Source organism: Alloyangia pacifica, from assembly GCF_020524285.1.
Taxonomy (GTDB): Bacteria; Pseudomonadota; Alphaproteobacteria; order Rhodobacterales; family Rhodobacteraceae; genus Salipiger; species Salipiger pacificus_B.
The window spans coordinates 213,566-237,965 of the sequence record NZ_JAIVKX010000002.1 but is presented as its reverse complement, the minus strand read 5'-3'; the positions used below and the strand labels follow the sequence as shown (position 1 = coordinate 237,965).

The following is a 24,400-nucleotide window of genomic DNA, read 5'->3' as shown; positions in this document are numbered from 1 at the left end:
TTTGCCTTGCAGACATCGCTCAGGCCTCCAGGTTCTTGCCGATCATCCGCATCAGGAAGATCGCCACGATATTGGCGAGGATGATCGCCACCACGCCCCCGGCCGAGCCGCCGCCCACGTCGAACTGCAGCAGAGACTGCATGTAGATGAGGTACGTCAGGTTGGTGGACGCCACGCCCGGACCGCCGTTGGTGGTCACCAGGATCTCGGCGAAGACCGACAGCAGGAAGATGGTCTGGATCAGGATGACCACGGTGATGGCGCGCGCCAGGTGCGGCACCATGATGTAGAAGAAACGCGACAGCGGCCCGGCGCCGTCCATCTCGGCGGCCTCGAGCTGTTCCTGGTCCAGCGATTGCAGCGCGGTCAGCAGGATCAGCGTGGCGAAGGGCAGCCATTGCCAGCTGACAATGAAGATGATCGACCCTAGGGGCGCCTGCGCGAGGAAGTCATAGGGCTGCAGGCCGAAGAACTTCGCAAGGTGGGCGAAGAGCCCGTTCACCGGGTTCATGAACATGTTCTTCCAGACCAGCGCCGAGACGGTGGGCATGACGAAGAAGGGCGCGATCACCAGGATGCGCACGATGCCCTGCCCCCAGAACGGCTGGTCCATCAGCAGCGCCAGCAGCGTCCCGCCGACGGTGGTGATCAGCAGCACCCCCCCGACCAGCAGCAGCGTGTTCCACAGCGCCGCGGTGAAGGCGGGATCGGTCAGGAAGAAGCGGTAGTTGGTCCAGCCGGTGAACTCTTCCATGCCCGGCATCAGCAGGTTGTAGCGCAGGAACGAGAAGTAGAGCGTCATCGACAGCGGCACGATCATCCAGCCGAGCAGCAGCAGGACCGCGGGCGAGATCATGAGCCGGGCGGCGGCGCGGGATGCTTTGGTGGCCATGGCCGGTCTCCCTGGTCGTGTAAGGTCTTGGGGTGTCTTGCGGGTATCTTGGAAAGGTGGCGCGGAGCCTGGACGCGCAACGTGGGATGTGTGGGCGTCTCGGGGCGAGCGGGCTGAAAACTGCCGGGGCTGAGGGCTTCCGGGGCACCCGCGCGGGGTGGGCCCGCGGGCATCGCCCCGGAAGCAGGTGGCCCGGACAGGCCGGCGCGCCCGGGTGAGGTCGGGTTGCGCGTTGCCCCGGTGCGCGATCTTGCGCCGCGCTGCCGGGACCGGCCGGGCCGGGAGTGCCATCGGACCTGGAGGTGGCGGGCCCCTTCAATCCCCGGAGGGCCCGCCGGTCCGTGGCTTTTGCCCGAGGCTGGCCTACTTGATGTAGCCGGCCTTCATCATCTCACGCTCGGTGAGCATCTGCGCCGATTGCAGCGCCTGCTCGGCGGTCACCTGCCCGGCAAGCGCGGCAGAGAACTGCTGGCCGACCGCGGTGCCGAGCCCCTGGAACTCGGGGATGGCGACGAACTGGACCCCCACGTAGGGCACCTCGTCGACCGTCGGGTTCTGCGGATCCGCGGCGTTGATCGATTCCAGCGTCATCTGCGCGAAGGGAGCGGCCTCGAGGTACTCGGGGTTCTCGTAGAGCGAGGTGCGGGTGCCCGGCGGCACGTTTGCCCAGCCCTCTTTCGAGGCGACCAGTTCGAGGTACTCCTTGGAGGTGGCCCATTCGACAAACGCCTTGGCCGCGTCTTCCTTCTGGGTGCCGGCGGGAATGCCGAGGTTCCAGGCCCAGAGCCAGTTGCCGCGCTTGCCAAGCCCGTTGTCCGGCGCCAGCGCAAAGCCGACCTGGTCGGCGACCGAGGATTCCTCGGCGTTGGTCACGAAGGACGCCGCCACGGTGGCGTCGATCCACATGCCACATTTGCCCGACTGGAACAGCGCCAGGTTCTCGTTGAAGCCGTTCGACGACGCGCCCGGCGGGCCGTAGTTGTTCATGAGCTCGAGGTAGTCGGTCAGCGCGGCGTTCCAGGCCTCGCTGTCGAACTGCGGTTTCCAATCCATGTCGAACCAGCGCGCGCCGTAGGAGTTGGCCATGGCGGTCAGGAAGGCCATGTTCTCGCCCCAGCCGGCCTTGCCGCGCAGGCAGATGCCGTAGACTTCATTGTCCTTGTCGGTCATCGCCGCGGCGGCGTCCTTGATGAAGTCCCAGGTCGGCGCCTCGGGCATCTCGAGCCCGGCGGCCTCCATCAGATCCTTGCGGTACATGACCATCGAGCTCTCGCCGTAGAACGGCGCGGCGTAAAGCGAGCCGTCCACCGTCAGGCCGCCCCGGATCGCCGGCAGCAGGTCGTCCACGTCGTAGCTCTCGGGCATGTCGTCGAGGCTGACCAGCCAGCCGCGCTCACCCCAGATCGGAACCTCGTAGGTGCCGATGGTCATCACATCGAACTGGCCGCCCTTGGTGGCCACGTCCTGGGTCACGCGCTGGCGCAGCACGTTCTCTTCCAGCGTCACCCACTCGACCTTGATGTCGGGATGCGTCTCGTTGAAGGCGTCCATCAGACCCTGCATGCGGATCATGTCGCCATTGTTCACCGTCGCGACGGTGATGGTGGTTTCGGCAAGCGCCGCGGTGCCGAGGGCACCCAGGGCGCACGCGCCCATGAGCGCGCGGATGGTAACTGACATGAGAAATCCTCCCTGAATTCCGACACTGGGTCTGGCGCCCGCTCTCCCCTGAGTGAGCAACTGCCCGTGCTGTGGGCAAATGCTCACTCAAAGCGACGAGTCGAGTCAAGCCCATTCTGAGCGCAAAGGCTTTAGGAAGTGCTGAGGATTTCGGCCGCAGTTAATTCATCGGTGATCAGGCCCTGCACCAGACGCCCTTTAAGAGCGGCACGCAACGCCTTGATCTTACTGACACCTCCAGCAACGCAGATCACCGGGTTGTCGTTCTGCGGCACGCGCACGCCGACCATGAATTCATTGACAGGATGCTCGAGGTAGCGCCCCTCGGCGTCGAAAACATGGCCACCCAGCTCGCCCGCGGCCCCCGCCGTGCGCAGGCTTGCAAGCTCCTCGGCGGTGATGAACCCGTCGACGAAAAGCGGCGCATCGTCGGCCATCTGGCCGATTCCCACCACCGTCACATCCGCCTCCTTGGCCAGCGCGCGCGAGCTGACCACATGCGGCAGGCTGCGGTAGGTGGCGAATTCCTCGGCATCGCGCGCCATCACCGGCACCGACATCGGGTAGTGCGGCGCGCCGGTCTTGTCGGCGATGCGCATGATGACCTCGTAGAAAGAGGCCGAGCCGTCCGGTGCCACGTTGCCGATCAGCGAGACCATGCGGTGATGCCCGGCGTTGATCGTCTGCATCTGGTCGATCATCGCGCGCAGCGTCCGCCCGGTGCCGAGCGCGATGAGCTGCGGCGTCTCCTGCGCGAAGAGGCGTTCCATCTCGGCGGCGGCGAAGGGTGCGATGGCGCGCAGAGCGTCCTGCCCCGAATCCGCCCGCGGCGCGACCCGCGCCCGGATCAGCCCGAAGCGCTGGCGCAGCCGGCGTTCGAGCTCGAGACACTCGGCGATGGGGTGATCGATACGGACCTTGACCAGCCCCTCGGCCACGGCGCGGGCCACCAGCCGCTGCGCGCGTTGGCGCGAGATCCCGAGCTCCTCGGCGATCTGGTCCTGCCGCATCCCGCCGACGTAATAGAGCCAGGCGGCCCGCGCCGCGAGATCGTCCGGAGAGGTATCGCCGTCATCGAGGGTGCGCAGGGCCATGGTCACGTGCCTGTGATGAAGAGGTCAGGGGCAAGATGCGGGAGATCCGCAAAACTTGCAAATTGACGGTGCGGCAGCCTCTGCGGGTCCCGGGGCAGCGCCCCGCCCGCGAGGTGGCTTCCGCCGGTGAACTGCCAGACCGCCATACCCGCCGCCAGCCCCGCGCCGATGCCGGCCAGCGAGTCCTCGATCAGCAGGCAGCGCTCCGGGGCCACACCGGCCTTCTCGGCGGCGCGCAGCGGCAGGTCGGGCGCGGGCTTGCCGCGTTTGACCTCCGAGGCCGTGGTGATCCGCCCCTCGAAAGCCGCCGTCAGCCCGGTCATCGCGAGGCTCGAGGCCACCCGCGCCGGGCTCGAACTGGTGGCGAGGCAATAGGGCACCGACAGCGTACCGAGCACCTCACGCAGATGCGGCATGACCTGTAGCCCCTCGGCCTCGAAGGCGGCAATGAGCCGGGCGCGGTAGTCGGCCTCGAAGCCCTCGGGGAGCGTGATGCCGAATTCCTCGCGGATCTGCGCGATCACCGTGGGATAGCTGCGGCCGAGGAAATGCCGGGCGACATAGGGGATATCGACCTCGATGCCCTGCTGCGCGAGTTCCGCCACCAGCATGCGCAGCGAGATGATCTCGCTGTCGACCACGACGCCGTCGAAATCGAACAGCACCAGCTCTATCGGCTGTGACATGCCTGTTCCCCCTCAGTTTTCCGCATCTCGCCCGAAGGGGTGCCCGGCTGCAACCTCGGATTTGACACATGCCCATGAAAGCGGGAGTCCCTGCCTCCGTTCCGGTCGGCACAAGGAGCGCAGCGCCGCCGTCCGGCGGCAGACCGCCCCGGGCGGCCGCTGGCCTCGGTTCCACAAAGTCGATGTCCCGCGCTGCAACGCAAAAGGCCGAGGCAAAGCCCCGGCCCTTCGATCCGTTCCACGTCAGTGCCGATCTCAGCCGGCCTCAGCCGACCTTCACCCCCTTGCGGCCCGCGAGGTCGATGAAATACTGCCAGGCCACCCGGCCCGAGCGCGCACCGCGCGTGGCCTGCCATTCGATCGCCTCGGCGCGCAGCGTCTCGTCGTCGATCTCGACGCCATGCTCGGTGCAGTATCCGTGGATCATCGCAAGATACTCGTCCTGCGAGCACGGGTGGAAGCCGAGCCAGAGCCCGAAACGGTCCGACAGCGAGACCTTCTCCTCGACCGCCTCGGAGGGGTTGATCGAGGTGCTGCGCTCGTTCTCGATCATGTCGCGCGGCATCAGGTGCCGGCGGTTCGAGGTGGCGTAGAAGAGCACGTTCTCCGGCCGCCCCTCGATGCCGCCGTCGAGCACCGCCTTGAGGCTCTTGTAGTGCTGGTCGTCGTGGCTGAACGACAGGTCGTCGCAGAACAGCACGAAGCGGTGCGGCGCCCCGCGCAGCAGGTTGAGCAGCCGGCCCACGGACGGCAGGTCCTCGCGCTGCAGCTCGACCAGCTTCAGCCCCTCGCCCCGCGCCCGAACCTCGGCGTGTACCGCCTTGACAATGCTTGATTTTCCCATGCCCCTGGCGCCCCAGAGAAGGGCGTTGTTGGCAGGCAGACCACGGGCGAACTGCAGGGTGTTCGACAGCAGCGTGTCGCGCGAACGGTCGATGCCCACCAGCAGCTTCAGGTCGATCCGGTTCACCTGCGGCACCGGCTCCAGCCGGTCCGGTTCGGTGTGCCAGACAAAGGCATCCGCCGCGCCGAACTCCGGGGCGGCAAGAGGCGCCGGAGCCATTCGCTCCAGCGCCTCCGCGATGCGTTTCAACGCTTTACTCGTCACGGGGTGCGGTCCTCCTGACCCTCGTCTTCGTCTTCATCGTCGAACCACAGGCCCTGGGCGCGCAGTTCCTTCTCGCGCTTGCGCTCGACGATGCGCACCAGGAAGATCGACACTTCGTAGAGGCCGTAGACCACGACGAAGAGGATCGCCTGCGTGGTCACATCCGGGGGCGTGACCAGCGCGGCCAGCACCAGGATCGCCACCACCGCGTATTTGCGGACCGAGCCAAGACCCGCGGCTGAGACCAGCCCGGCCTTGCCCATCAGCGTCAGCAGCACCGGCAACTGGAAGCACAGGCCGAAGGCGACGATGAACTTGAGCGTGATGTCGAGGCTCTCGTTCACCTTGCCGAAGAAGGTGATCTTCATGCCCTCGGTGGTTTCCGGCACCACCGCCGTGTCCACCGGCAGGTCCGACGGCATGCCGTCGGTGGCCCGCTGCAGCAGGTCGGCGAAGATCGAGCTGACGTCGGCGAAGCCGAGGAAGAACTGCATCGCCAGCGGCGTCACCACGAAATGCGCAAAGCTCGCGCCCAGCAGGAACATGATCGGCGAGGCGATCATGAACGGCAGGAAGGCGTTCTTCTCGGACTTGTAGAGCCCCGGCGCGACGAAGCGCCAGAGCTGGAACGAGATCACCGGGAAGGCCAGGCCGAAGCCGAAGACCATCGAGATGCGGAACAGGGTGAACAGGTATTCCTGCGGCGAGGTGTACTGCATGGTGGGCGACGGATCGCCAAGCGCGCGCAGCGTCTCCTCGATCGGGCCGAGCAGGAACTGCAGGATCGGCTCGGCCACGGTGAAGGCCAGCACGATGCCCACGATGAAGGCCGCCACGGCCCGGATGAGCCGCGTACGCAGCTCCGCCAGGTGCTCGATCAGCGGCGCCGAGCTGTCGTCGATATCGTCATGGTCCACCTGGCTCATGCCTCACCGTCTTTCTTCAGCGCCGCTTCCAGCTCTTCGGCCTTCTTCGCGGCGTCCTCGGCCTTCTTGGCCGCGGCCTCCGCCTCGCGCTTCTGGCGCTCGGCAGCAGCACGGGCGGCGCCGGCCTCGATCTTCTGCTTGTTCGCGGCCCGCTCTGCGTCGAGCGCGCCGGGATCTTCCTTCAGCCCCTCGGTCTTCTTCGGGGGCGTGGGGTCGGTCATCGACTTGGCGGCATCGCGCACCCCGTCCATGGCCGAGTTCACCGGGTTGGTCGCCGTCTTGAGCGTCTTGGCCACGTCGCGCACGCCCGCCTCGTCCGCCGCGTCGTTCATCGCGCGGCTGAACTCGCGCGCCATGCCGCGCGCCTTGCCCATGAAGCGACCCACATTGCGGAACAGCACCGGCAGATCCTTGGGGCCCACGACAATGAGCGCCACGATCCCGATGACCATGAGTTCCGACCAGCCAAGATCGAACATGGGATCAGACCTTGTCTTTCTCGCTCTCGGGCGTCACGTCCTTGGCCTCTTCCGCCTTTTCGTCCTCAAGCTCCTTGCCGCCTTCGCTCACGCCCTTCTTGAAGGCGGTGATGCCCTTGCCGACTTCGCCCATGAGGCTGGAAATCTTGCCGCGGCCGAACAGAACCAGCACCACGACGGCGATCAGAAGAAGGCCCGGAAGGCCGATATTGTTGAGCATGTCCTTAGTCTCCCTTTGGCCGCTCCAACCCTTGCCGGGTGTCCCCGAAGCGGCACGTCGAAATCTGTACCCGGGTTTTAGGATCCCTGCCGGCGACGCGGAAGGCGCAAAGCCGGCCAGCCGGCCCGCTGGACGGGGTTTTCTTTCCTCTTTTTGCCAGTATTCTGTCAGGTGCCAATAAACTGTCAGTTGGGGCGCTCGCAGGCCCTGCCCGTTCCGCGAATCGCCCCTGCCCGGAAGGCCGCCGATGAAGAAGTCAGACCGGCTCTACGCCCTGATGACCCGTCTCAAGGACGGATCGCTGCACACCGCCGAGGCGCTGGCCGAGGAACTGGGCGTCTCGGTGCGCACCATCTACCGCGACATGGACACGCTCGCCGCCTCCGGCGTGCCGGTCGAGGGCGAGCGCGGCCGCGGCTACACCGCCCGCGCCGCCTTCACCCTGCCGCCGCTGAATCTCAGCGAGCTGGAACTGGAGGCACTGCATCTCGGCCTCGCCGCCGTGGGACAGGGCGGCCTGCCCGATCTCGCCGAGGCCGCCGAGGCGCTCTCGGCCCGGATCGACGCGCTGCTGCCCGAGGACGGCACGCCCGGCGGCGCCTTCGGCTTTGCCACCTACCCGTTCCGCGAGGCCGCCGAGGGCTTTCGCTTCATGCCCGATTTCCGTGCCGCCATCCGCGCCCGGCAGAAGCTCCGGGTGACGCTGAAGGACCGCGCCGCGCCGCAGGACCTGCGGCCGCTGCACATGGACTACTGGGGCCGCATCTGGACCTGCATCACCTGGAACGAGACCACGCGCGGCTTCGAGACCCTGCGCATCGACCAGGTGACCGACGTCACCCCCCTGCCCGGGCTGTTCGTGGACGAACCGGGCAAGAGCCTCGCCGATTTCCGGGCACAGCAGGGCTGACCGCGCTTCGCGCTTGACCGGGCGGCCCCGGCAAAGCCACGCTGCGCCATGGACATGCGCGCGCCTTCCCGTGGCTTCGGCCCCTCGGAGTACCGCGCCCGGCTGGCCCGGGCGCAGGCCCGCATGGCCATGTCCGGCATCTCGGCGCTGCTGCTGACCACAGAGCCCGAGATCCGCTATTTCACCGGCTTCCTCACCCGCTTCTGGGAGAGCCCGACACGGCCCTGGTTCCTCGTGGTGCCCGCCGAGGGCGACCCGGTGGCGGTGATCCCCTCGATCGGCGCGCATCTCATGGCGCAGTGCTGGATCCGCGATATCCGCACCTGGCGCTCTCCGGACTACGAGGACGACGGCATCACCCTGCTCGCCGAGGCGCTGGCCGAGGCGGTGCCGCCCGGCGAATGGGTCGGCGTGCCGAGCGGCGACGAGACCCACTTGCGCATGCCGCTCTCGAGCTGGGAGGCGCTGAAGCACCGGCTGCACGACCGGCTCTTCGGCCCCGACGGCGGCGTCCTGCGGGCGCTGCGCATGGTGAAATCCGAGGGCGAGATCGACCGCATCCGCGCCGCCTGCGACGTCGGCACCCGCGCCTTTGCCCGGCTGCCCGAGATCGCCCGCCCCGGCGTGCCGCTGGCGCAGGTCTTCCGCCGCTTCCAGATGCTGGCGCTCGACGAGGGCGCGGATTGGGTACCCTACCTCGCCGGCGCCGCCGGCCCCGGTGGCTATGGCGACGTGATCTCCCCTGCAACCGATGCCCCGCTGCGCGAGGGCGACGTGCTCATGCTCGACACCGGGCTGATGCTGGACGGCTATTTCTGCGATTTCGACCGGAATGTCTCGCTCGGCCGCGCCGGAGCCGAGGTGCTGGACGCCCACGCCCGGCTGCTCGAAGCGGTGCAGGCGGGCTTTGCCGCCGCCAGGCCCGGCGCGCGGGCCGCCGATGTCTTCCACGCCATGGCGCCGATCTGCGGCGGCTCCGAGGTCGGACGGCTCGGCCATGGGCTCGGCATGCAACTTACCGAGCCGCCCTCGCTGATCCCCGCCGACGACACGCTGCTCGAGCCGGGCATGGTGCTGACGCTGGAGCCGGGGATCGCGCTCGGCGCCGGACGGATGCTGGTGCACGAGGAAGACCTCGTGATCCGCGAGAGCGGCGCCGAGTGGCTGACAACCCCCGCCACCCACCTGCCGGAGCTGCCGACATGACGCGCCAGGACAACGGAGTTCACTTCCCGCACGACCTGGAGCCGCAGCGCCCGACGCAGGTCGGGCTGATCGTGCTGCAATCGGACGAGACCATCGAGCCGGACCTGCACCGCCTGCTGCCGCCCGAGCTGGAGCTGCTGGTCAGCCGCATCCCCTCGGGCGCCGAGGTCACGCCGGACACGCTGGCGGCGATGGAGGGTTACATGACCGCCTCCGCGGCGCTCTTTCCGGGGGGCGCGCGGCTGGCCGCGGTCGGCTATGGCTGCACCTCGGGCACCGCGCAGATCGGCGCGGCGGAGGTCGCGGCGCGCATTCGCAAGGCGGTCCCTGCCCCGCATGTGACCGAGCCGGTCTCGGCGCTGATCGCCGCCTGTGCCGCGCTTGGCCTGCGCCGCCTCGCCCTGCTCTCGCCCTACATCGCGCCGGTCTCGGACCGGCTGCGCGCGGTGCTGGCGGCGGCGGGCATCGAGACCCCGACCTTCGGCAGCTTCCTGATCGAGGAGGAAGCGCGGGTGGTCCGCATCTCGGCGGGTTCTGTCCTTGTAGCCGGGCAGCAGCTGGTCGCCGAGAGCCCGGAGCCTGTGGACGCGCTCTTCCTGTCCTGCACGAACCTGCGCACCCTGCCGGTGATCGCGGCGCTGGAAGAGACCATCGGCCTGCCCGTTCTGGCCAGCAACACGGTGCTCGCTTGGCACATGGCGCGGCTGGCGGGCGCGCGGGCGCAGGGACCGGGACGGCTGCTGCAGATGACCACCGCAGGCACGGTCCGCGCCGCCGAGTAGCGCCACGGCGGCAGACCCCGCTCATCGTATTCGCACGGCGTCTTCGCGTGGCCCCGGAGCGGCATCACCACGGCAAGAAAGCCTTCGCAGGCGCGCATCAGCTCGGGCGGTTCTCGCGCCCGGCGCCACGCGGGCGCCCGCCGCAGTGCGCTCCCCGCCAAAAAAACAACCCCCGAAGCCATGGGCTCCGGGGGGCACTGGTACATCTCTTGACGCGTCACTCGTTACCAAAGACGCCCCGTCCCCGCAGGAACAGGGCCAGGCCGGATCACTCGGCCTTCATCGCCTCGATCGAGATCTCGACCTCGACTTCGTCGCTGACGTAGGGCGCGAACATGCCGAGGTTGTAGTCCGAACGGATCAGCGTGGTGGTGGCGTGGAAGCCGAGCCAGGGCTTGCCTTCCATCGGGTGCTCGCCGGCCTGGGTCAGGACCGCGTCGAGCACGACTTCCTTGGTCACGCCGTTCAGCGTCAGGTCGCCGGTGATCAGGCCGGTGTCGTCGCCGGTCACTTCGATCGACTTCGAGGTGAAGGCGACGGTCTTGTCGTCCGACGCGCCGAAGAAGTCACCGCTCATGAAGTGGTCGTAGCGGGCTTCCCAGCCGGTGAGCATGGTGGTCACGTCCCAGGAGGTGGTGACGCTGGAGGCTGCCGGGTCTTCGGCGTCGTACTGGATTTCACCTTCGAAGCCGCCGAACATGCCGTAGCCGGTCGAGAAGCCGAGGTGGTTGTAGGAAAACACGATCTGCGTGTGGCTCGCGTCGAAGACATAGGTTTCGGGCGCGGCAAAGGCTGCGATCGGAGCAAGCGCAACAGCGCCGGCGAGAAGAAGGGATTTCATGTCGGATATCTCCGGGGGGTTGCGTTTCGATGCCCGAACATGTCGTGATTTGCCGCGCCGCGGCAATTCGGCCTGCCTCCACAGGGTCTGTTGAAAATCGAACACTTGCAGGCGCGCACATGCGCACAGTTACAAGACCGAAGACGCGCGGGCTATCGAGAGGCCGGTGGCGACCTGCCCGCGCCACTTCCTTCAGAACCCGAGGCTCCGACAGTGAAGATGCCCTGAAAGCCCGCAGCCCCTCAAGCCTATGCTTTTCCTCTGGCTCTGCCGACGCGCCCGCTCGCGCGGTAGGGTCGCGCACCGTCGCCCTAGCGGCGATCCTCGCAGAGCAGCACGGCGCTCACCCCGGTGAGCAGCAGGCCGAGCGAGGCCATCAGCCGCCCCAGCGACAGCCCCTCCGCGGCGCCGGGCATCAGCCAGAGCGCGAAGGCCGAGAGCGCAAGTCCAAAGCCCAGCATCTGGCCGCAGATCCGCAGCAGAATGCCCGTCACCTCGTCCCCGGAATTCCGGGAACTGCGAAACCCGCCCATCGACATCGCGCCTGCCTCCTCACCTGCTCACGCCGTCCTGCTGACGTGTGTGGTCCCCAATCTCGACGGCAATGGGGCAAACCGGCGATTCACCGCGGTTTCCCTGCCGACCTTCCGCGAGGTTATGGAGAGCGTTTCTTGAGGAACCGTTAATCACCTTTCCCGCCGGATCGAGGCTTGTATCCCGCGCCCGAGCGTGTATAGAGCACCATCCCTCCGCGAGATGATGTGAACCGCGCAGACTCTCGTGGGCAGGAGCGGAGTGGATCGCCTGCCCTATGAAATGCGCCCGGATAGAAATGGAGCACACATGCCGCTTTATGAGCATGTTTTCATTGCGCGTCAGGACCTCTCCAACGCGCAGGCTGAAGGTCTCGTCGAACATTTCGGCACCGTCCTCTCGGACAACGGCGGCAAGGTCGTCGAATCCGAGTACTGGGGCGTGAAGACCATGGCCTACAAGATCAACAAGAACCGCAAGGGCCACTACGCCTTCCTGAAGACCGACGCCCCGGCGACCGCGGTCCAGGAAATGGAGCGCCTGATGCGCCTGCATGACGACGTCATGCGCGTTCTGACGATCAAGGTCGAAGAGCACGCCGAGGGCCCCTCGGTGCAGATGCAGAAGCGCGATGAGCGCGAGGGCCGCGGCGACCGCCGTCCCCGCAACTGATCTGAACGAGAGGAGCTAAAACCATGGCTGCAAAACCGTTTTTCCGCCGCCGCAAGGTCTGCCCCTTCTCGGGCGACAATGCACCCAAGATCGACTACAAAGACACCCGTCTGCTGCAGCGCTACATCTCCGAGCGCGGCAAGATCGTCCCGTCCCGCATCACCGCAGTGTCGGCAAAGAAGCAGCGTGAACTGGCCCGTGCCATCAAGCGCGCCCGCTTCCTCGCCCTGCTGCCCTACGTCGTGAAATAAGGAGAGAGACCCATGCAAGTCATTCTTCTGGAGCGCGTGGCCAAGCTCGGCCAGATGGGCGATGTCGTCGACGTCAAACCCGGCTATGCCCGCAACTACCTGCTGCTGCAGGGCAAGGCGCTGACCGCCTCGAAAGAGAACATCGCCTCCTTCGAAGCACAGAAAGCCCAGCTCGAGGCCCGCAACCTCGAGTCCAAGCAAGAAGCCGAAGCCCTCGGCGAGAAGCTTGGCGGCCAGCAGTTCGTCGTGATTCGCCAGGCCTCCGATGGCGGCAACCTCTACGGCTCCGTCACCACCCGTGACGCCGCAGATGTCGCCACCGCCGAAGGCTTCTCGATCGACCGCAAGCAGGTCATCATCCGTCAGCCGATCAAAGAGCTCGGCCTGCACGAGGTGGAAGTTCACCTGCACCCCGAGGTGATGGTCACCATCAACCTCAACGTCGCACGTTCGCCCGAAGAGGCAGAGCTGCAGGCGTCGGGCAAGTCGATCCAGGAACTGGCAGCCGAGGAAGAGGCCCAGGCCGAATTCGAGATCTCGGAACTCTTCGACGATATCGGCAGCGCCGCATCGGACGAGGACGAAGCTCCGGCAGCCGCCGAAGCCGAAGAGACCGAAGACAACGCCTGATCCCACTCGGATCACCGCACAGTCGAAACCGCGCCGGAGCCTTCCGGCGCGGTTTTTCTTTGAGTGGGTGACCGTCGGGTGTCGCGCCTAACCCATGCTCGTCCGGTCCCGGCGCCGCCGCGCGCGCCGCCGGTCGTCTTGCCAGCTCCAGAGCGCCGCGGCGCCCCAGACCAGGCAGTAGAGCAGCCCCGCCCCCAGCACCACGAGACCATGGATCGGCCCCACCGCCGCCCGCGCGACGAACTCCGCCGCCGAGCTCAGCGGCTCGGGGTGGACCAGCAGCTTGCCGATATAGGCGACGCTCTGGATCAGCAGGATCCACACGTAGTTGCGCCGGATGCGCCGGCCGATCGCCACCCAGACCGAGACGTGGTAGCGCGGCCGCCAGTAGTCCTGCGCCAGCACCTCCTGCCAGCCCTCCTCCATGTGCAGATCGCCGTCGTGCAGCATGGGGGCGAAGAAATGCGTCTCCATCCAGCGGCAGCGCGCGCGCCAGACGTTGAAGTAGCGGTAGCGCCGCGCCTCGAGCATCAGGAAGAACAGGATCAGGATGCCGACGAGGATCAGCGGCAGCGGCGAGGCCGCGGGCGAGCTGTAGGAGATCGAGAGCGCGATGCCCAGCGTCACCACCGCCCAGTTCGTCGTGGTGTCGAGCCGGGTGCGCCAGATGGTCGAGCGGTAGACCTCGCCGCGGTAGAGATGCGCCAGCGCGCCGATCTCTGCCGCATCCAGCACCTTGCGGCAACCGTTTCCGGGCTCTGATGGCTCCATCGGGCACCCTCCCTGCCGTCAGGATCACACGCAAGCGCGCGACACGGCAAGAAAATTCCCCGCCGCAGCTGCAGCCTTGACAGGGCGTGCCATGCCGCACATGCAAAAGGGCCGCCCCGGAGGGCGGCCCTTGGGTCCGGCGATATCGCGCGGAATTACTCTTCGTCGAGCGCTTCGACGGCTTTCATGAGGTCGTCCTTGGAGACCTCTTTCTCGGACACGGTCGCGCCTTCGGCGATGTGGTCGATGACCTTGTCTTCGAAGATCGGCGCGCGCAGCTGCTGCTGCATCTGGGCGTTCTGGCGCACGAAGTCGAAGAAGGCACGTTCCTGGCCCGGGTACTGACGCGCCTGCATCATGATCGCCTGGGTCATTTCCTGGTCGGTCACCTCGATCTCGGCTTTCTGGCCGATCTCGGCGAGCAGCAGGCCAAGGCGCACGCGGCGCTCGGCGAGCTTGTTGTGCTCGTCGGTGGGCTCGATCTCGCCGTGGTCGTGGCCGTGATCGTCCGGGTGCTCTTCGTGGTAGAGCTGGTGCGCGATCTGCTTGGCTTCCGCCTCAACCAGGCTCGGCGGCAGGTCGAAGGACACCTGCTCATCCAGGGCGTCGAGCATGGCGCGCTTCAGCACTTGGCGCGAGGCACCGGCGTATTCGGCTTCGAGACGCTCGCGGATCTGGCCTTTCAGGCCTTCGAGGTCCTCGGCACCGAACTTCTTGGCCAGCTCGTCGTCGATCTCTGCGGCAACCGGCTCCTTGACGGCCTTGACGGTCACGTCGAAGACGGCGGCCTTGCCGGCGAGGTGCTCGGCACCGTACTCTTCGGGGAAGCTGACCTCGACGGCCTTCTCTTCCTCGACCTTCACGCCGACCAGCTGCTCTTCGAAGCCGGGGATGAAGGAGTTGGAGCCCAGAACCAGCGGGTAATCCTCGGCGGAGCCGCCTTCGAAGGCCTCACCGTCGACCTTGCCGACGAAGTCGATGACCACCTGGTCGCCGTCTTTCGCCTTGGAGCCCTTGCGGCGGTCCTTGAAGTCCTGCGCGTTCTCGGCGAGCTGCGCCAGCGCCTCGTCGACGGCGGCGTCATCGGCCTTCACCACGAGCTTCTCGAGCGACAGTTTCGACGCGTCGATTTCCGGGACTTCCGGCAGCTTCTCGTAGCTCATCTCGACGGTGACGTCGTCACCCTCTTTCCAGTCGTCGTTGGTCATCTTGACCTGCGGCTGGAGCGCCGGACGATCGCCGGTCTTCTCGAAGTGCTCGTTCATCGCACCGTCGATGGCTTCCTGCATGCTTTCGCCCAGCACGCGCTGGCCGAACTGCTTCTTGAGCAGCGGCATCGGAACCTTGCCCTTGCGGAAGCCCTTCATCTCGATTTCCGGCTGCGCCTCGACGAGCTTTTCGTTCACCTTCGCATCGAGCTCTTCCGCGGTGAGGATGAGTTCGTAGGCGCGCTTCAGACCTTCGTTCAGCGTCTCGTTGACCTGCATGCCAATTCCCTTGTGGTCGTGATACGGGGGCACGGACTCCGGCCCACCGCGAAATTCGAATTTGCGGTCTTCTATGCGTCCCGGAGGGTCCATGCAAGGCGGAAACGCGCCTGTATGGCTGGCTCCGCGCCTTTGCAGGCACAAACCGCCGATTTCTTCCGACAGGCAGGTCCCGCGGGCCGCCGCCCTGCCCCGAAGCCGCGCGGGCGGCACCGCGCCGCCATGCGTATTTGGAAAGAGAAGAAGAGCCAGAGGGATACCCACGCGGCTTCTTCTCTTCCCAAATACGCACTCTGCCCTCACCGTCCGGGGCGCGCCCGGGACGGGGGCGTGGCGGCACAGCAAAAGGGCCCCGCCATCGCTGGCGGGGCCCCTGTCTTCTCGTCGTTCAGGCTCAGCCGATCTTGTTCAGCAGCTCGCCGATCGACTGTTTCGCGTCACCGTAGTACATCCGCGTGTTGTCCTTGTAGAACAGCGGGTTCTCGATGCCCGAGTAGCCGGTGCCCTGGCCGCGCTTGCTGACGAAGACCTGCTTGGCTTTCCACACTTCCAGCACCGGCATGCCGGCGATGGGCGAGTTGGGGTCTTCCTGCGCCGCGGGGTTCACGATGTCGTTCGAGCCGATGACGATGACCACGTCGGTCTCGGGGAAGTCCTCGTTGATCTCGTCCATTTCCAGAACGATGTCGTAAGGCACCTTCGCCTCGGCCAGCAGCACGTTCATGTGGCCCGGCAGACGGCCCGCCACGGGGTGGATGGCGAAACGCACTTCCTTGCCCTTGGCGCGCAGCTTGCGGGTCAGTTCCGCGACGTTCTGCTGCGCCTGCGCCACCGCCATGCCGTAGCCCGGCACGATGATGACGCTGTCGGCTTCCTCGAGCGCCGAGGCCACGCCGTCGACGTCGATCGCCACCTGCTCGCCCTCGACCTCCATGGCCGGACCCGAGGTGCCGCCGAAGCCGCCGAGGATCACCGAAACGAACGAGCGGTTCATCGCCTTGCACATGATGTACGACAGGATCGCACCCGAGGAACCCACCAGCGCGCCGACGACGATCAGCAGATCGTTCGAGAGCGAGAAGCCGATGGCCGCCGCGGCCCAGCCCGAGTAGCTGTTCAGCATCGAGACCACCACAGGCATGTCGGCGCCGCCGATGCCCATGATCAGGTGGTAGCCGATGAACAGCGCGCAGAGCGTCATGATCAGCACCGGGAAGAGCCCGCCGGTGTTCATGTACCAGATCAGGCAGATCACCGAGAGCGCCGCCGCGGAGGCGTTCAGGATGTGCCCGCCCGGCAGCTTCTCGGCCTTGGAGGTCACCTTGCCGGCCAGCTTGCCGTAGGCGATCACCGAGCCGGTGAAGGTCACCGCGCCGATGAAGATGCCGAGGAACAGCTCGACCTGCAGGATGCTCAGCTCGACCGGGGTCTTGTGGGCCACCAGTTCGGCAAAGGCACCGTGCACCGCCTCACCGGCGGCATGGGCCTTTTCGACCGTGCGCATGGTGAGATGCGCATTGAAGCCGACGAAGACCGCCGCGAGGCCGACCAGCGAGTGCATCGCTGCGACCAGCTGGGGCATCTCGGTCATCTCGACCTTCTTGGCCACATAGGTGCCGATGATGCCGCCCGCCGCGATCAGGATGACCGACAGTAGCCACAGGCCCGAGCCCGGGCCGATCAGCGTGGCAAAGACCGCGAGGCCCATGCCGACGATGCCGTACCACACGGCGCGCTTGGCGCTTTCCTGCCCCGAGAGGCCACCCAGCGACAGGATGAACAGAACGGCCGCGACCACATAGGCCGCCGTCGTGAATCCGAATTCCATAGTCCCCACCTCTCCTTACGATTTCTGGAACATGGCGAGCATGCGCCGTGTCACGAGGAAGCCGCCGAAGATGTTGATCCCGGCCATGAAAACCGAAAGCGCGGCAAGGATGATCACCAGCCAGTTGCCCGAGCCGATTTGCATCAGCGCGCCAAGGATGATGATCGAGGAGATGGCGTTGGTGACGGCCATCAGCGGGGTGTGCAGGGAATGCGAGACGTTCCAGATCACCTGGAAGCCGACGAAGACCGAGAGCACGAAGACGATGAAGTGCTGCATGAAGCTGGCGGGCGCCACGAGGCCCACGCCGAGCAGCAGCACGGCACCGACGGTCAGCAGCGTGACCTGCTGTTTCGTCTGCGCCTTGAAGGCGGCCACTTCCTGCGCGCGCTTCTCTTCCGGCGTCAGCTCAGGCGCCTTTTCCTTCGGCTTCTGGGCCGCGATCGCCTTGGTTTTCGGCGGCGGCGGCGGGAAGGTGATCGCCTTTTCATACGCGATGGTCGCGCCGCGGATCACGTCGTCGTCCATGTTGTGGTTGACCGTGCCGTCCTTCTCGGGCGTCAGGTCTGCCATCATGTGACGCACGTTGGTGGCGTAGAGCGAAGAGCTCTGCGTCGCCATGCGCGAGGGGAAGTCGGTATAGCCGACGATGGTCACGCCGTTGTCGGTGACGATCTTCTCGTCCTTGACAGTCAGCTTGCAGTTGCCGCCGCGCTCGGCCGCGAGGTCGATGATCACCGAGCCGGGCTTCATCGCCTTGACCATGTCCTCGGTCCAGAGTTCGGGGGCTTCCCGGTTCGGAATGAGGGCGGTGGTGATGACGATGTCCATCTCGGGCGCAAGTTCACGGAACTTGGCGAGCTGGGCTTCGCGGAACTCGGGGCTGGAAACCGAGGCGTAGCCGCCCGAGGAAGCGCCGTCGGCCTGCTCTTCCTCGAAGTCGAGGTAGACGAACTCGGCGCCCATGCTCTCGACCTGCTCGGCCACTTCGGGACGCACGTCGAAGGCATAGGTGATGGCGCCCAGCGAGGTCGAGGTGCCGATGGCCGCAAGACCGGCCACACCGGCGCCGACGATCAGCACCTTGGCGGGCGGCACCTTGCCGGCGGCGGTCACCTGGCCGGTGAAGAAGCGGCCGAAGTTGTTGCCCGCCTCGATCACCGCGCGGTAGCCGGCGATGTTGGCCATGGAGGACAGCGCGTCCATCTTCTGCGCGCGGGAGATCCGCGGCACCATGTCCATCGCGATGACCGAGGCGCCGAGATCGGCGGCCTGCTGCATCAGCGCTTCGTTCGAGGCCGGGTAGAAGAAGGAGATCAGCAGTTTGTCGGGCGTCAGATACGCCACTTCCTCTTCGCTCGGCGGGCGCACCTTGGCGACGATATCCGCCTGCGCCCAGAGCGCTGCGGCATCTGCCACCACGGTCACGCCAGCGGCCTCATAGGCCGCGTCGGCAAAGCCTGCCTTCGCGCCGGCGCCTGACTGTATCAGGCAATCGTAACCCAGCTTCTGCAGTTGCAGCGCCGAGTCCGGGGTCATGGCGACGCGCGCCTCTCCCTCGAAAATCTCTGTCGGCGTTCCGATCTTCACGTAATTCGTCCCCCTTTTAGGCCGAGTGTCCGACCCTTCATGGTCTCTTGTTTGCTGTTCGGTTGACGCATGGTCTACCTGCGCGGCGGCATGCTCACAACCGGAACGACCCGGTTAATCACATGACGAAAGAAATTCAAAGCCACCTTCTTGTTTGTGTCTCATATCTGCGGAAGTCGGCAACAAACTTTCGCCGCAGCCGCGCCTCCTCGGGCGCGATGAAGCGCTTTTCGAGCAGCCAGACGTAGATCGGCAGCAACACGAGCGACGGCACCGCATCCCAGAACAGGATGAATCCGGCCAGAATCATCACGTCCCCGAGGTAGATGGGATTGCGTGACAGGCGAAAGACACCCGAGGTCACCAGCCGGTCCGGCTCCGCATGCGGCATGAAGGTGGTGCGCGCGCGCCGCATTTCCAGCAGCGCCAGAAGCGACAGCAGCACGCCGCCCCCGACCAACAGGCCGCCCAGCAGGTCCGCCCAGACCGGGCCGAAGCCGAGCCCCAGCGGCAGCGCGGTCTTCTGCGCCCAGGCCAGGCACAGGCAGGCGAGCAGCCAGAGCGGCGGCAGATCGAGGGTCTTCGGCATCGGGTCTCTCCTCGCTGTGCAGGTCGGCGCCAACGCGCGGCGGCGGTAGGGTTTTTTCCTGTGTAGCGCGGCCCTTCCGCCACGTCGCGCGGGCGATATGCCGCAGCGCGATCTTGCCTCTGCCGAAAATCCCCGCCACTTTCGCCGCCAATATGACGGCGGCCGCAGGAGGCACCGTGCGGACACCCGGCAGCGCCGGCCCGCGCCGGAGGCTGGCCCACATCGCAGGAGGCGCATCTTGACCACCCCCACAGGCTCCATCTTCGACTGGACCAAGCAGCAGTTCCACCTTCCGCTCGGCATGATCTACCTCGACGGCAATTCGCTGGGGCCGCTGCCCAAGGCGACGCCGGGGCGCATCGAGACCATGCTGACCGAGGAATGGGGCGCGCATCTCATCACCGGCTGGAACGCCTGCAACTGGATGGAGATGCCGACGCGCCTCGGCGACCGCATCGGCCGTCTGATCGGCGCCGAGACGGGCCACACGGTGGTCGGCGACACGCTGTCGATCAAGGTCTTCCAGGCGCTGGCCGCCGCCGTGGCGCTGAACCCGGGGCGCAAGGTGATCCTGTCGGACACCGGCAACTTCCCCTCCGATCTCTACATGGCCGAGGGGCTGATCGAGCTTCTGGGCGACGACTACGAGCTGCGCCTCGCCGAGCCGCACCGGCTGGAGGAGGAGATCACCGAGGACGTCGCCGTGCTGCTGGTGACCGAGGTCGACTACCGCACCGGCCGCCGCCACGACGTCGCCGCGCTCACCGCCAAGGCGCACGAGATGGGCGCACTGGCGATCTGGGACCTGGCGCATTCTGCCGGCGCGGTGCCGGTGGACGTGGCGGGCGGCAAGGCGGATTTCGCCGTCGGCTGCACTTACAAGTACCTCAACGCCGGCCCCGGTGCGCCTGCCTTCATCTACGTCGCCCCGCGCCACGCCGAACATGCCGAACCGGCGCTCTCGGGCTGGCTCGGCCACGACACGCCCTTCGCCTTCGAGCGCAGCTACCGCCCGGCGCCCGGCATCGAGCGGATGCGCGTCGGCACGCCGCCGGTGATGCAGATGGCGGCGCTCGACGCGGCGCTGGATATTTGGGACCGGGTGGAGATGGCGGAGGTGCGCAAGCGCTCGCTGGCGCTGACCGGGCTGATGATCGAGGAGGTCGAGACCCATTGCCCGGGCCTCAAGCTCGCCACCCCGCGCGAGAACGACAGGCGCGGCAGCCAGGTGAGCTTCCGCTTCGAGCATGGCTACGCGGCGATGCAGGCGCTGATCGACCTCGGGGTGATCGGCGATTTCCGCGCGCCAGACATCATGCGCTTTGGCATCACCCCGCTCTACATCGGCGAGGACGAGGTGCGCGAGGCGGTGGAGATCCTCGCCCGTATCCTGCGCGGCGCGCTCTGGGATCAGCCCAAGTACCAGCGCCGCAAGCGCGTTACCTGATACTCGCCCGCGCCTTCAGGCAGAGGCCACCCGGGGGGCGTGATGCCCCTCGGACCGGCTCGCCCAGTCCCGCACCGCGTCGCCGAAGGCGGTGAACAGCGGCCGAGAGACCGGGTCGTTGGCGGCATCCCACTCGGGGTGCCATTGCACCGCCATGGTGAAACCCGGCGCGCCCCTGACGTAGAGCGCCTCGGGCGTGCCGTCGGGCGCCATCCCCTCGATCTCGATGCACTCGCCGGGGCGCTTGATGCCCTGCCCGTGCAGCGTGTTGGTCATCACCTCGGTGGCACCGAAAAGCTTGTGGAACCGCCCGCCCTCGCTCAGCGTCACCTTGTGGCGCAGGGCAAAGCGCTCCTCGAGCGTGCCATCGGGGGGCATGCGGTGGTTCATCCGCCCCGGCAGGTCGCGGATCTCCGGATAGAGCGTGCCGCCCATGGCGACGTTGACCTCCTGGAAGCCGCGGCAGATGCCGAGGAACGGCTGGCCGCGCTCGACGCAGGCGCGCACCAGCGGCAGCACGATGGCATCGCGGGCGCGGTCGAAGGCGCCATGCGCCTCGGTCGCCTCCTCGCCGTATTCCTCGGGGTGCACGTTGGGCCGCCCGCCGGTGAGCAGGAAGCCGTCGCAGGTTTCCATCAACTCCTCGACCGAGACATAGCGCGGGTCCGCCGCGATCAGCAGCGGCAGGCAGCGCGAGACGCAGGCCACGGCCTCGGTGTTCATCACCCCGCCCGCATGGGCGGGATAATGCTCGTTGAGCAGATGCTGGTTTCCGATGATGCCGACGACGGGGCGGGTCATTTGCATGCCTCTCCTTGCCTGTTTGGGTCAAACATAAGGCACGGAGAGGCACTTAGAAAGGTGGCTCAGATGACCGCCGTGAGCCCCACCGCCTCGATGCCCGCTTTTGCGGCAGCGGCATCATTGTCCGAACTGTCGCCGGTGACTCCCACCGCGCCCAGCGTGCGGCCCTTGGCATCCTTGACCAGCACCCCGCCCGGCACCGGGATCAGCTTGCCGCCGAAGGCGCCGTTGGCAGCGGCGATGAAATAGGCCTGCGCCTCGGCCCGCGCCATCTGCGCCGAGCCGGGCATGCCCAGCATCACCGCGCCATAGGCCTTGCCGAAGGCGATCTCGAAACGGCCCGGCGAGGCGCCGTCCTGCCGCTCGAAGGCCTGCACATGGCCGCCCGCGTCGAGCACCACCACCGACAGCGGCGCCATGCCCGCCTCTTTCCCGGCGTCCAGCGCCTTGCGGATGATCGTCCGCGCCCGGCTCAGCGAAATTCCAGCCATCGTCTCTCTCTCCCTGTCTCCCGGCAGACGCGCCGCGCCCGCCCCTTCGTCTAGATGAAAATATCCTCGGGGGCGTGCGAGGGGGCAGACGGCCCCCTCGCTCCGGCGCGCCTCAAACGCGTCGGCGTCCCGGATGTCGCGATCAGCCCGCCTTCAGTTGCAGCCGCCGCTTGTGCAGCACCGGCTCGGTATAGCCCGAGGGCTGCACCCGGCCCTCGAACACCAGATCGCAGGCGGCCTTGTAGGCCACGGTGTCAAAGCCCGGCGCCATCGGGATGTAAGCGGAATCCCCGGCGTTCTGGCGATCCACCACGGCGGCCATCTTCTCCATCACGCCGCGCACTTCCTCGGCGGAGACAACCCCATGGTGGAGCCAGTTGGCCAGATGCTGCGAGGAGATACGGCAAGTCGCGCGGTCTTCCATCAGGCCGACGTCGTGGATGTCCGGCACCTTCGAGCAGCCGACCCCCTGGTCGACCCAGCGCACCACGTAGCCGAGGATGCCCTGGGCGTTGTTCTCGATCTCCTCGCGGATTTCCTCTTCGGACCAGTTGGCGCCGGCGGCGACGGGAATGGTCAGCAGATCCTCGAGCGTGCCACGCGGCCCGCCTTCGGCGATCTCCGCCTGGCGCGCCAGCACGTCGACCATGTGGTAGTGCAGCGCGTGCAGCGTCGCGGCGGTGGGCGACGGCACCCAGGCGCAGTTGGCCCCCGCCTTGGGGTGGCCGATCTTCGCCTCGAGCATCGCCTCCATCAGGTCGGGCATGGCCCACATGCCCTTGCCGATCTGCGCCTTGCCGCGCAGCCCGCAGGCAAGGCCGATGTCGACGTTGCGATCCTCGTAGGAGGCGATCCACTTGGTGCCCTTGATGTCGCCCTTGCGCAGCATCGGGCCCGCTTCCATCGCCGTGTGCATCTCGTCGCCGGTGCGGTCGAGGAACCCGGTATTGATGAAGGCGACGCGATTCTTGGCGGCGCGGATGCATTCCTTGAGGTTGGCCGAGGTGCGGCGTTCCTCGTCCATGATGCCGAGCTTTACGGTGTATTGCGGCAGGCCGAGCGCCTTCTCGACGAAGCTAAAGATCTCGTCGGCGAAACCCACCTCTTCCGGGCCGTGCATCTTCGGCTTCACCACGTAGACCGAACCTTGGGTCGAGTTGCGCGGACCGCTGTCCTTGGCCAGGTCGTGCTTGGCGATGAGCGTGGTGATCATCGCGTCCATCAGGCCCTCGAAGATCTCCGAGCCGTCCTTCAGCAGGATCGCCGGGTTGGTCATCAGGTGGCCGACGTTGCGCACCAGCATGAGCGCCCGCCCCTTCAGCACCAGCTCCGAGCCGTCGGGCGCGGTGTAGCTGCGGTCGGCGTTGAGCGTACGGGTGACCTGCTTGCCGCCTTTCTCGAATGTGTCGGCCAGGTCGCCCTTCATCAGGCCGAGCCAGTTGGTATAGGCCAGCGCCTTGTCCTCGCCGTCGACGCAGGCGACCGAGTCCTCGCAGTCCATGATCGCCGAGATCGCGGATTCCATCAGCACGTCCGCGAGGCCGGAGGCATCGTCCTTGCCGATGAAATGCGTGCGGTCGATGACCAGTTCGACGTGCAGCGCGTTGTTGACCAGCAGCACCGCCTCGGGCGACGACGCGTCGCCGCGGTAGCCGGAGAACTGCTCGGGCTTGGCCAGGGGCTTGCCGCCGACGAGCAGAGCGCCGCCCTCGACGGCGTAGCCCGCCGCCTCGGCATGGCTGCCGCCCGCCACCGGGAAGTTCTCGTCGAGGAAGGCCTTGGCCTTGGCCACCACTTCCTTGCCGCGCGCGGCGTCGAAGCCGCCCTTCGGCGGGGTCGAACCCATGGCGTCGGTGCCGTAGAAGGCATCGTAGAGCGAGCCCCAGCGCGCGTTGGCGGCGTTCAGCGCGTAGCGGGCGTTGGTGATCGGCACCACCAGCTGCGGCCCGGGCACCGAGGCGAACTCGGGGTCGGTGTTCTCGGTCTCGATGTCGAAGTCCGGCCCCTCGGGGAGCAGGTAGCCGATGTCCTCGAGGAAGGCGGTGTAGCTCGGCAGGTCGGGCACGCCGGGGTTGGCCTTGTGCCAGGCGTCGATCTTCTCCTGCAGCGCATCGCGTTTGGCGAGCAGCGCCGCGTTGCGCGGGCCGAACTCATGCGCCAGCTGCGACAGCGCCGCCCAGAAGGCATCCGCCTCGACGCCGGAGCCCGGCAGGGCCTTTTCCTCGACGAATGTGCAGAGCACCGGGTCGATCTGCAGGCCGTGGCGATCGATGCGGGTGGTCGTGCTGGCAGTCATGGGGACACCTCCTTCGGAATCTTGATTGCGTCACGTTTAGGAAACAAGTTTCCGATAGGCAACAAGCGTGGTAAAAAATCCTAACCAAAACCCACCAGCCACTATTCGCCAAGCCGATAGTCGATCCGCAGCCGTGCCTTCGGCGCCCGTCTCTGTCGCGCAAAGGATAGGCCCGGCACAGCGCAG

The 24,400-nt window shown here is 66.9% G+C and carries 25 protein-coding genes; 7 read left to right on the top strand and 18 right to left on the bottom strand.

Annotated features, from left to right (window positions below; all coding sequences use genetic code 11):
• Positions 1-19 precede the first annotated feature (19 nt).
• From LC039_RS01980 to LC039_RS01945, 8 genes are all read right to left on the bottom strand, one after another.
• The gene (locus LC039_RS01980; protein ID WP_092420957.1) at positions 20-892 is read right to left on the bottom strand and encodes a carbohydrate ABC transporter permease; all 873 of its coding nucleotides are present in this window, start codon (positions 890-892) and stop codon (positions 20-22) included.
• A 363-nt stretch (positions 893-1,255) separates the two neighbouring features.
• Positions 1,256-2,572 (bottom strand): ABC transporter substrate-binding protein, encoded by a 1,317-nt coding sequence (locus tag LC039_RS01975; protein WP_226621381.1) that lies wholly within the window; start codon positions 2,570-2,572, stop codon positions 1,256-1,258.
• A gap of 131 nt (positions 2,573-2,703) precedes the next feature.
• Positions 2,704-3,666: a sugar-binding transcriptional regulator gene (locus LC039_RS01970; protein ID WP_226621380.1), complete on the bottom strand. Its 963-nt coding sequence runs from the start codon at positions 3,664-3,666 to the stop codon at positions 2,704-2,706.
• Positions 3,667-3,668: 2 nt separating this feature from the next.
• Positions 3,669-4,352: an HAD family hydrolase gene (locus tag LC039_RS01965; protein ID WP_226621379.1), complete on the bottom strand. Its 684-nt coding sequence runs from the start codon at positions 4,350-4,352 to the stop codon at positions 3,669-3,671.
• A gap of 265 nt (positions 4,353-4,617) precedes the next feature.
• Positions 4,618-5,415 carry an ATP-binding protein gene (locus LC039_RS01960; protein WP_264179435.1) on the bottom strand — a complete coding sequence of 266 codons (798 nt, stop codon included), beginning with the start codon at positions 5,413-5,415 and terminating at the stop codon, positions 4,618-4,620.
• Positions 5,416-5,456: 41 nt separating this feature from the next.
• The gene (tatC, locus tag LC039_RS01955) at positions 5,457-6,386 is read right to left on the bottom strand and encodes a twin-arginine translocase subunit TatC (protein WP_226621377.1); all 930 of its coding nucleotides are present in this window, start codon (positions 6,384-6,386) and stop codon (positions 5,457-5,459) included.
• Positions 6,383-6,865, bottom strand: a complete 483-nt coding sequence (gene tatB, locus LC039_RS01950; RefSeq protein WP_092420939.1) for a Sec-independent protein translocase protein TatB — start codon at positions 6,863-6,865, stop codon at positions 6,383-6,385. The genes tatC and tatB overlap by 4 nt, the downstream gene beginning before the upstream one ends.
• 4 nt (positions 6,866-6,869) lie before the next feature.
• Positions 6,870-7,085, bottom strand: coding sequence for a twin-arginine translocase TatA/TatE family subunit (locus LC039_RS01945; RefSeq protein WP_066100275.1), 216 nt, complete (start codon positions 7,083-7,085; stop codon positions 6,870-6,872).
• A gap of 247 nt (positions 7,086-7,332) precedes the next feature.
• On the opposite strand from LC039_RS01945, the gene LC039_RS01940 reads away from it, so the two are divergent.
• The 3 genes from LC039_RS01940 to LC039_RS01930 are packed head-to-tail and all read left to right on the top strand — an operon-like array spanning position 7,333 to position 9,983.
• Entirely contained in the window at positions 7,333-7,995 is a 663-nt protein-coding gene (locus tag LC039_RS01940; protein ID WP_226621376.1) for a helix-turn-helix transcriptional regulator, read from the top strand.
• 54 nt (positions 7,996-8,049) lie between these two features.
• Complete coding sequence (locus LC039_RS01935; RefSeq protein WP_226621375.1) at positions 8,050-9,201, top strand: M24 family metallopeptidase; 1,152 nt, start codon at positions 8,050-8,052, stop codon at positions 9,199-9,201.
• On the top strand, positions 9,198-9,983 hold the full coding sequence (locus LC039_RS01930) for an Asp/Glu racemase (RefSeq protein WP_226621374.1): 786 nt from the start codon (positions 9,198-9,200) through the stop codon (positions 9,981-9,983). The genes LC039_RS01935 and LC039_RS01930 overlap by 4 nt, the downstream gene beginning before the upstream one ends.
• 268 nt (positions 9,984-10,251) lie before the next feature.
• Here the strand turns inward: LC039_RS01930 and LC039_RS01925 are convergent, their stop codons facing one another.
• Positions 10,252-10,824, bottom strand: a complete 573-nt coding sequence (locus LC039_RS01925; protein WP_226621373.1) for a YceI family protein — start codon at positions 10,822-10,824, stop codon at positions 10,252-10,254.
• 311 nt (positions 10,825-11,135) lie between these two features.
• Positions 11,136-11,318 carry a hypothetical protein gene (locus tag LC039_RS01920; RefSeq protein ID WP_226621372.1) on the bottom strand — a complete coding sequence of 61 codons (183 nt, stop codon included), beginning with the start codon at positions 11,316-11,318 and terminating at the stop codon, positions 11,136-11,138.
• 349 nt (positions 11,319-11,667) lie between these two features.
• On the opposite strand from LC039_RS01920, the gene rpsF reads away from it, so the two are divergent.
• From rpsF to rplI, 3 genes are read left to right on the top strand one after another with little or no spacing between them, the layout of a single operon-like run.
• Positions 11,668-12,030, top strand: a complete 363-nt coding sequence (rpsF, locus tag LC039_RS01915) for a 30S ribosomal protein S6 (RefSeq protein ID WP_226621371.1) — start codon at positions 11,668-11,670, stop codon at positions 12,028-12,030.
• Between the two features lie 23 nt (positions 12,031-12,053).
• Positions 12,054-12,281, top strand: a complete 228-nt coding sequence (gene rpsR / locus LC039_RS01910; RefSeq protein ID WP_089844216.1) for a 30S ribosomal protein S18 — start codon at positions 12,054-12,056, stop codon at positions 12,279-12,281.
• A 12-nt stretch (positions 12,282-12,293) separates the two neighbouring features.
• Complete coding sequence (rplI, locus tag LC039_RS01905; protein WP_226621370.1) at positions 12,294-12,911, top strand: 50S ribosomal protein L9; 618 nt, start codon at positions 12,294-12,296, stop codon at positions 12,909-12,911.
• An 87-nt stretch (positions 12,912-12,998) separates the two neighbouring features.
• Here rplI and LC039_RS01900 read toward each other — a convergent pair whose 3' ends face one another.
• From LC039_RS01900 to LC039_RS01880, 5 genes are all read right to left on the bottom strand, one after another.
• Positions 12,999-13,682, bottom strand: coding sequence for a DUF2270 domain-containing protein (locus LC039_RS01900; RefSeq protein WP_226621369.1), 684 nt, complete (start codon positions 13,680-13,682; stop codon positions 12,999-13,001).
• A 155-nt stretch (positions 13,683-13,837) separates the two neighbouring features.
• Positions 13,838-15,169 carry a trigger factor gene (tig, locus tag LC039_RS01895; RefSeq protein WP_226621368.1) on the bottom strand — a complete coding sequence of 444 codons (1,332 nt, stop codon included), beginning with the start codon at positions 15,167-15,169 and terminating at the stop codon, positions 13,838-13,840.
• 394 nt (positions 15,170-15,563) lie between these two features.
• The gene (locus LC039_RS01890; protein WP_226621367.1) at positions 15,564-16,997 is read right to left on the bottom strand and encodes an NAD(P)(+) transhydrogenase (Re/Si-specific) subunit beta; all 1,434 of its coding nucleotides are present in this window, start codon (positions 16,995-16,997) and stop codon (positions 15,564-15,566) included.
• Between the two features lie 15 nt (positions 16,998-17,012).
• Entirely contained in the window at positions 17,013-18,587 is a 1,575-nt protein-coding gene (locus LC039_RS01885) for a Re/Si-specific NAD(P)(+) transhydrogenase subunit alpha (RefSeq protein WP_226621366.1), read from the bottom strand.
• Between the two features lie 136 nt (positions 18,588-18,723).
• Positions 18,724-19,176: a methyltransferase family protein gene (locus LC039_RS01880; protein ID WP_226621365.1), complete on the bottom strand. Its 453-nt coding sequence runs from the start codon at positions 19,174-19,176 to the stop codon at positions 18,724-18,726.
• A gap of 238 nt (positions 19,177-19,414) precedes the next feature.
• On the opposite strand from LC039_RS01880, the gene kynU reads away from it, so the two are divergent.
• Positions 19,415-20,623, top strand: a complete 1,209-nt coding sequence (kynU, locus tag LC039_RS01875; RefSeq protein ID WP_226621364.1) for a kynureninase — start codon at positions 19,415-19,417, stop codon at positions 20,621-20,623.
• A 15-nt stretch (positions 20,624-20,638) separates the two neighbouring features.
• Here kynU and LC039_RS01870 read toward each other — a convergent pair whose 3' ends face one another.
• The 3 genes from LC039_RS01870 to LC039_RS01860 all read right to left on the bottom strand — a co-directional run bounded on the left by LC039_RS01870 (position 20,639) and on the right by LC039_RS01860 (position 24,214).
• On the bottom strand, positions 20,639-21,424 hold the full coding sequence (locus tag LC039_RS01870) for a gamma-glutamyl-gamma-aminobutyrate hydrolase family protein (RefSeq protein WP_226621363.1): 786 nt from the start codon (positions 21,422-21,424) through the stop codon (positions 20,639-20,641).
• 65 nt (positions 21,425-21,489) lie between these two features.
• Positions 21,490-21,918: a GlcG/HbpS family heme-binding protein gene (locus LC039_RS01865; RefSeq protein WP_226621362.1), complete on the bottom strand. Its 429-nt coding sequence runs from the start codon at positions 21,916-21,918 to the stop codon at positions 21,490-21,492.
• Positions 21,919-22,060: 142 nt separating this feature from the next.
• Complete coding sequence (locus tag LC039_RS01860) at positions 22,061-24,214, bottom strand: malate synthase G (protein ID WP_226621361.1); 2,154 nt, start codon at positions 24,212-24,214, stop codon at positions 22,061-22,063.
• Positions 24,215-24,400 lie beyond the last annotated feature (186 nt).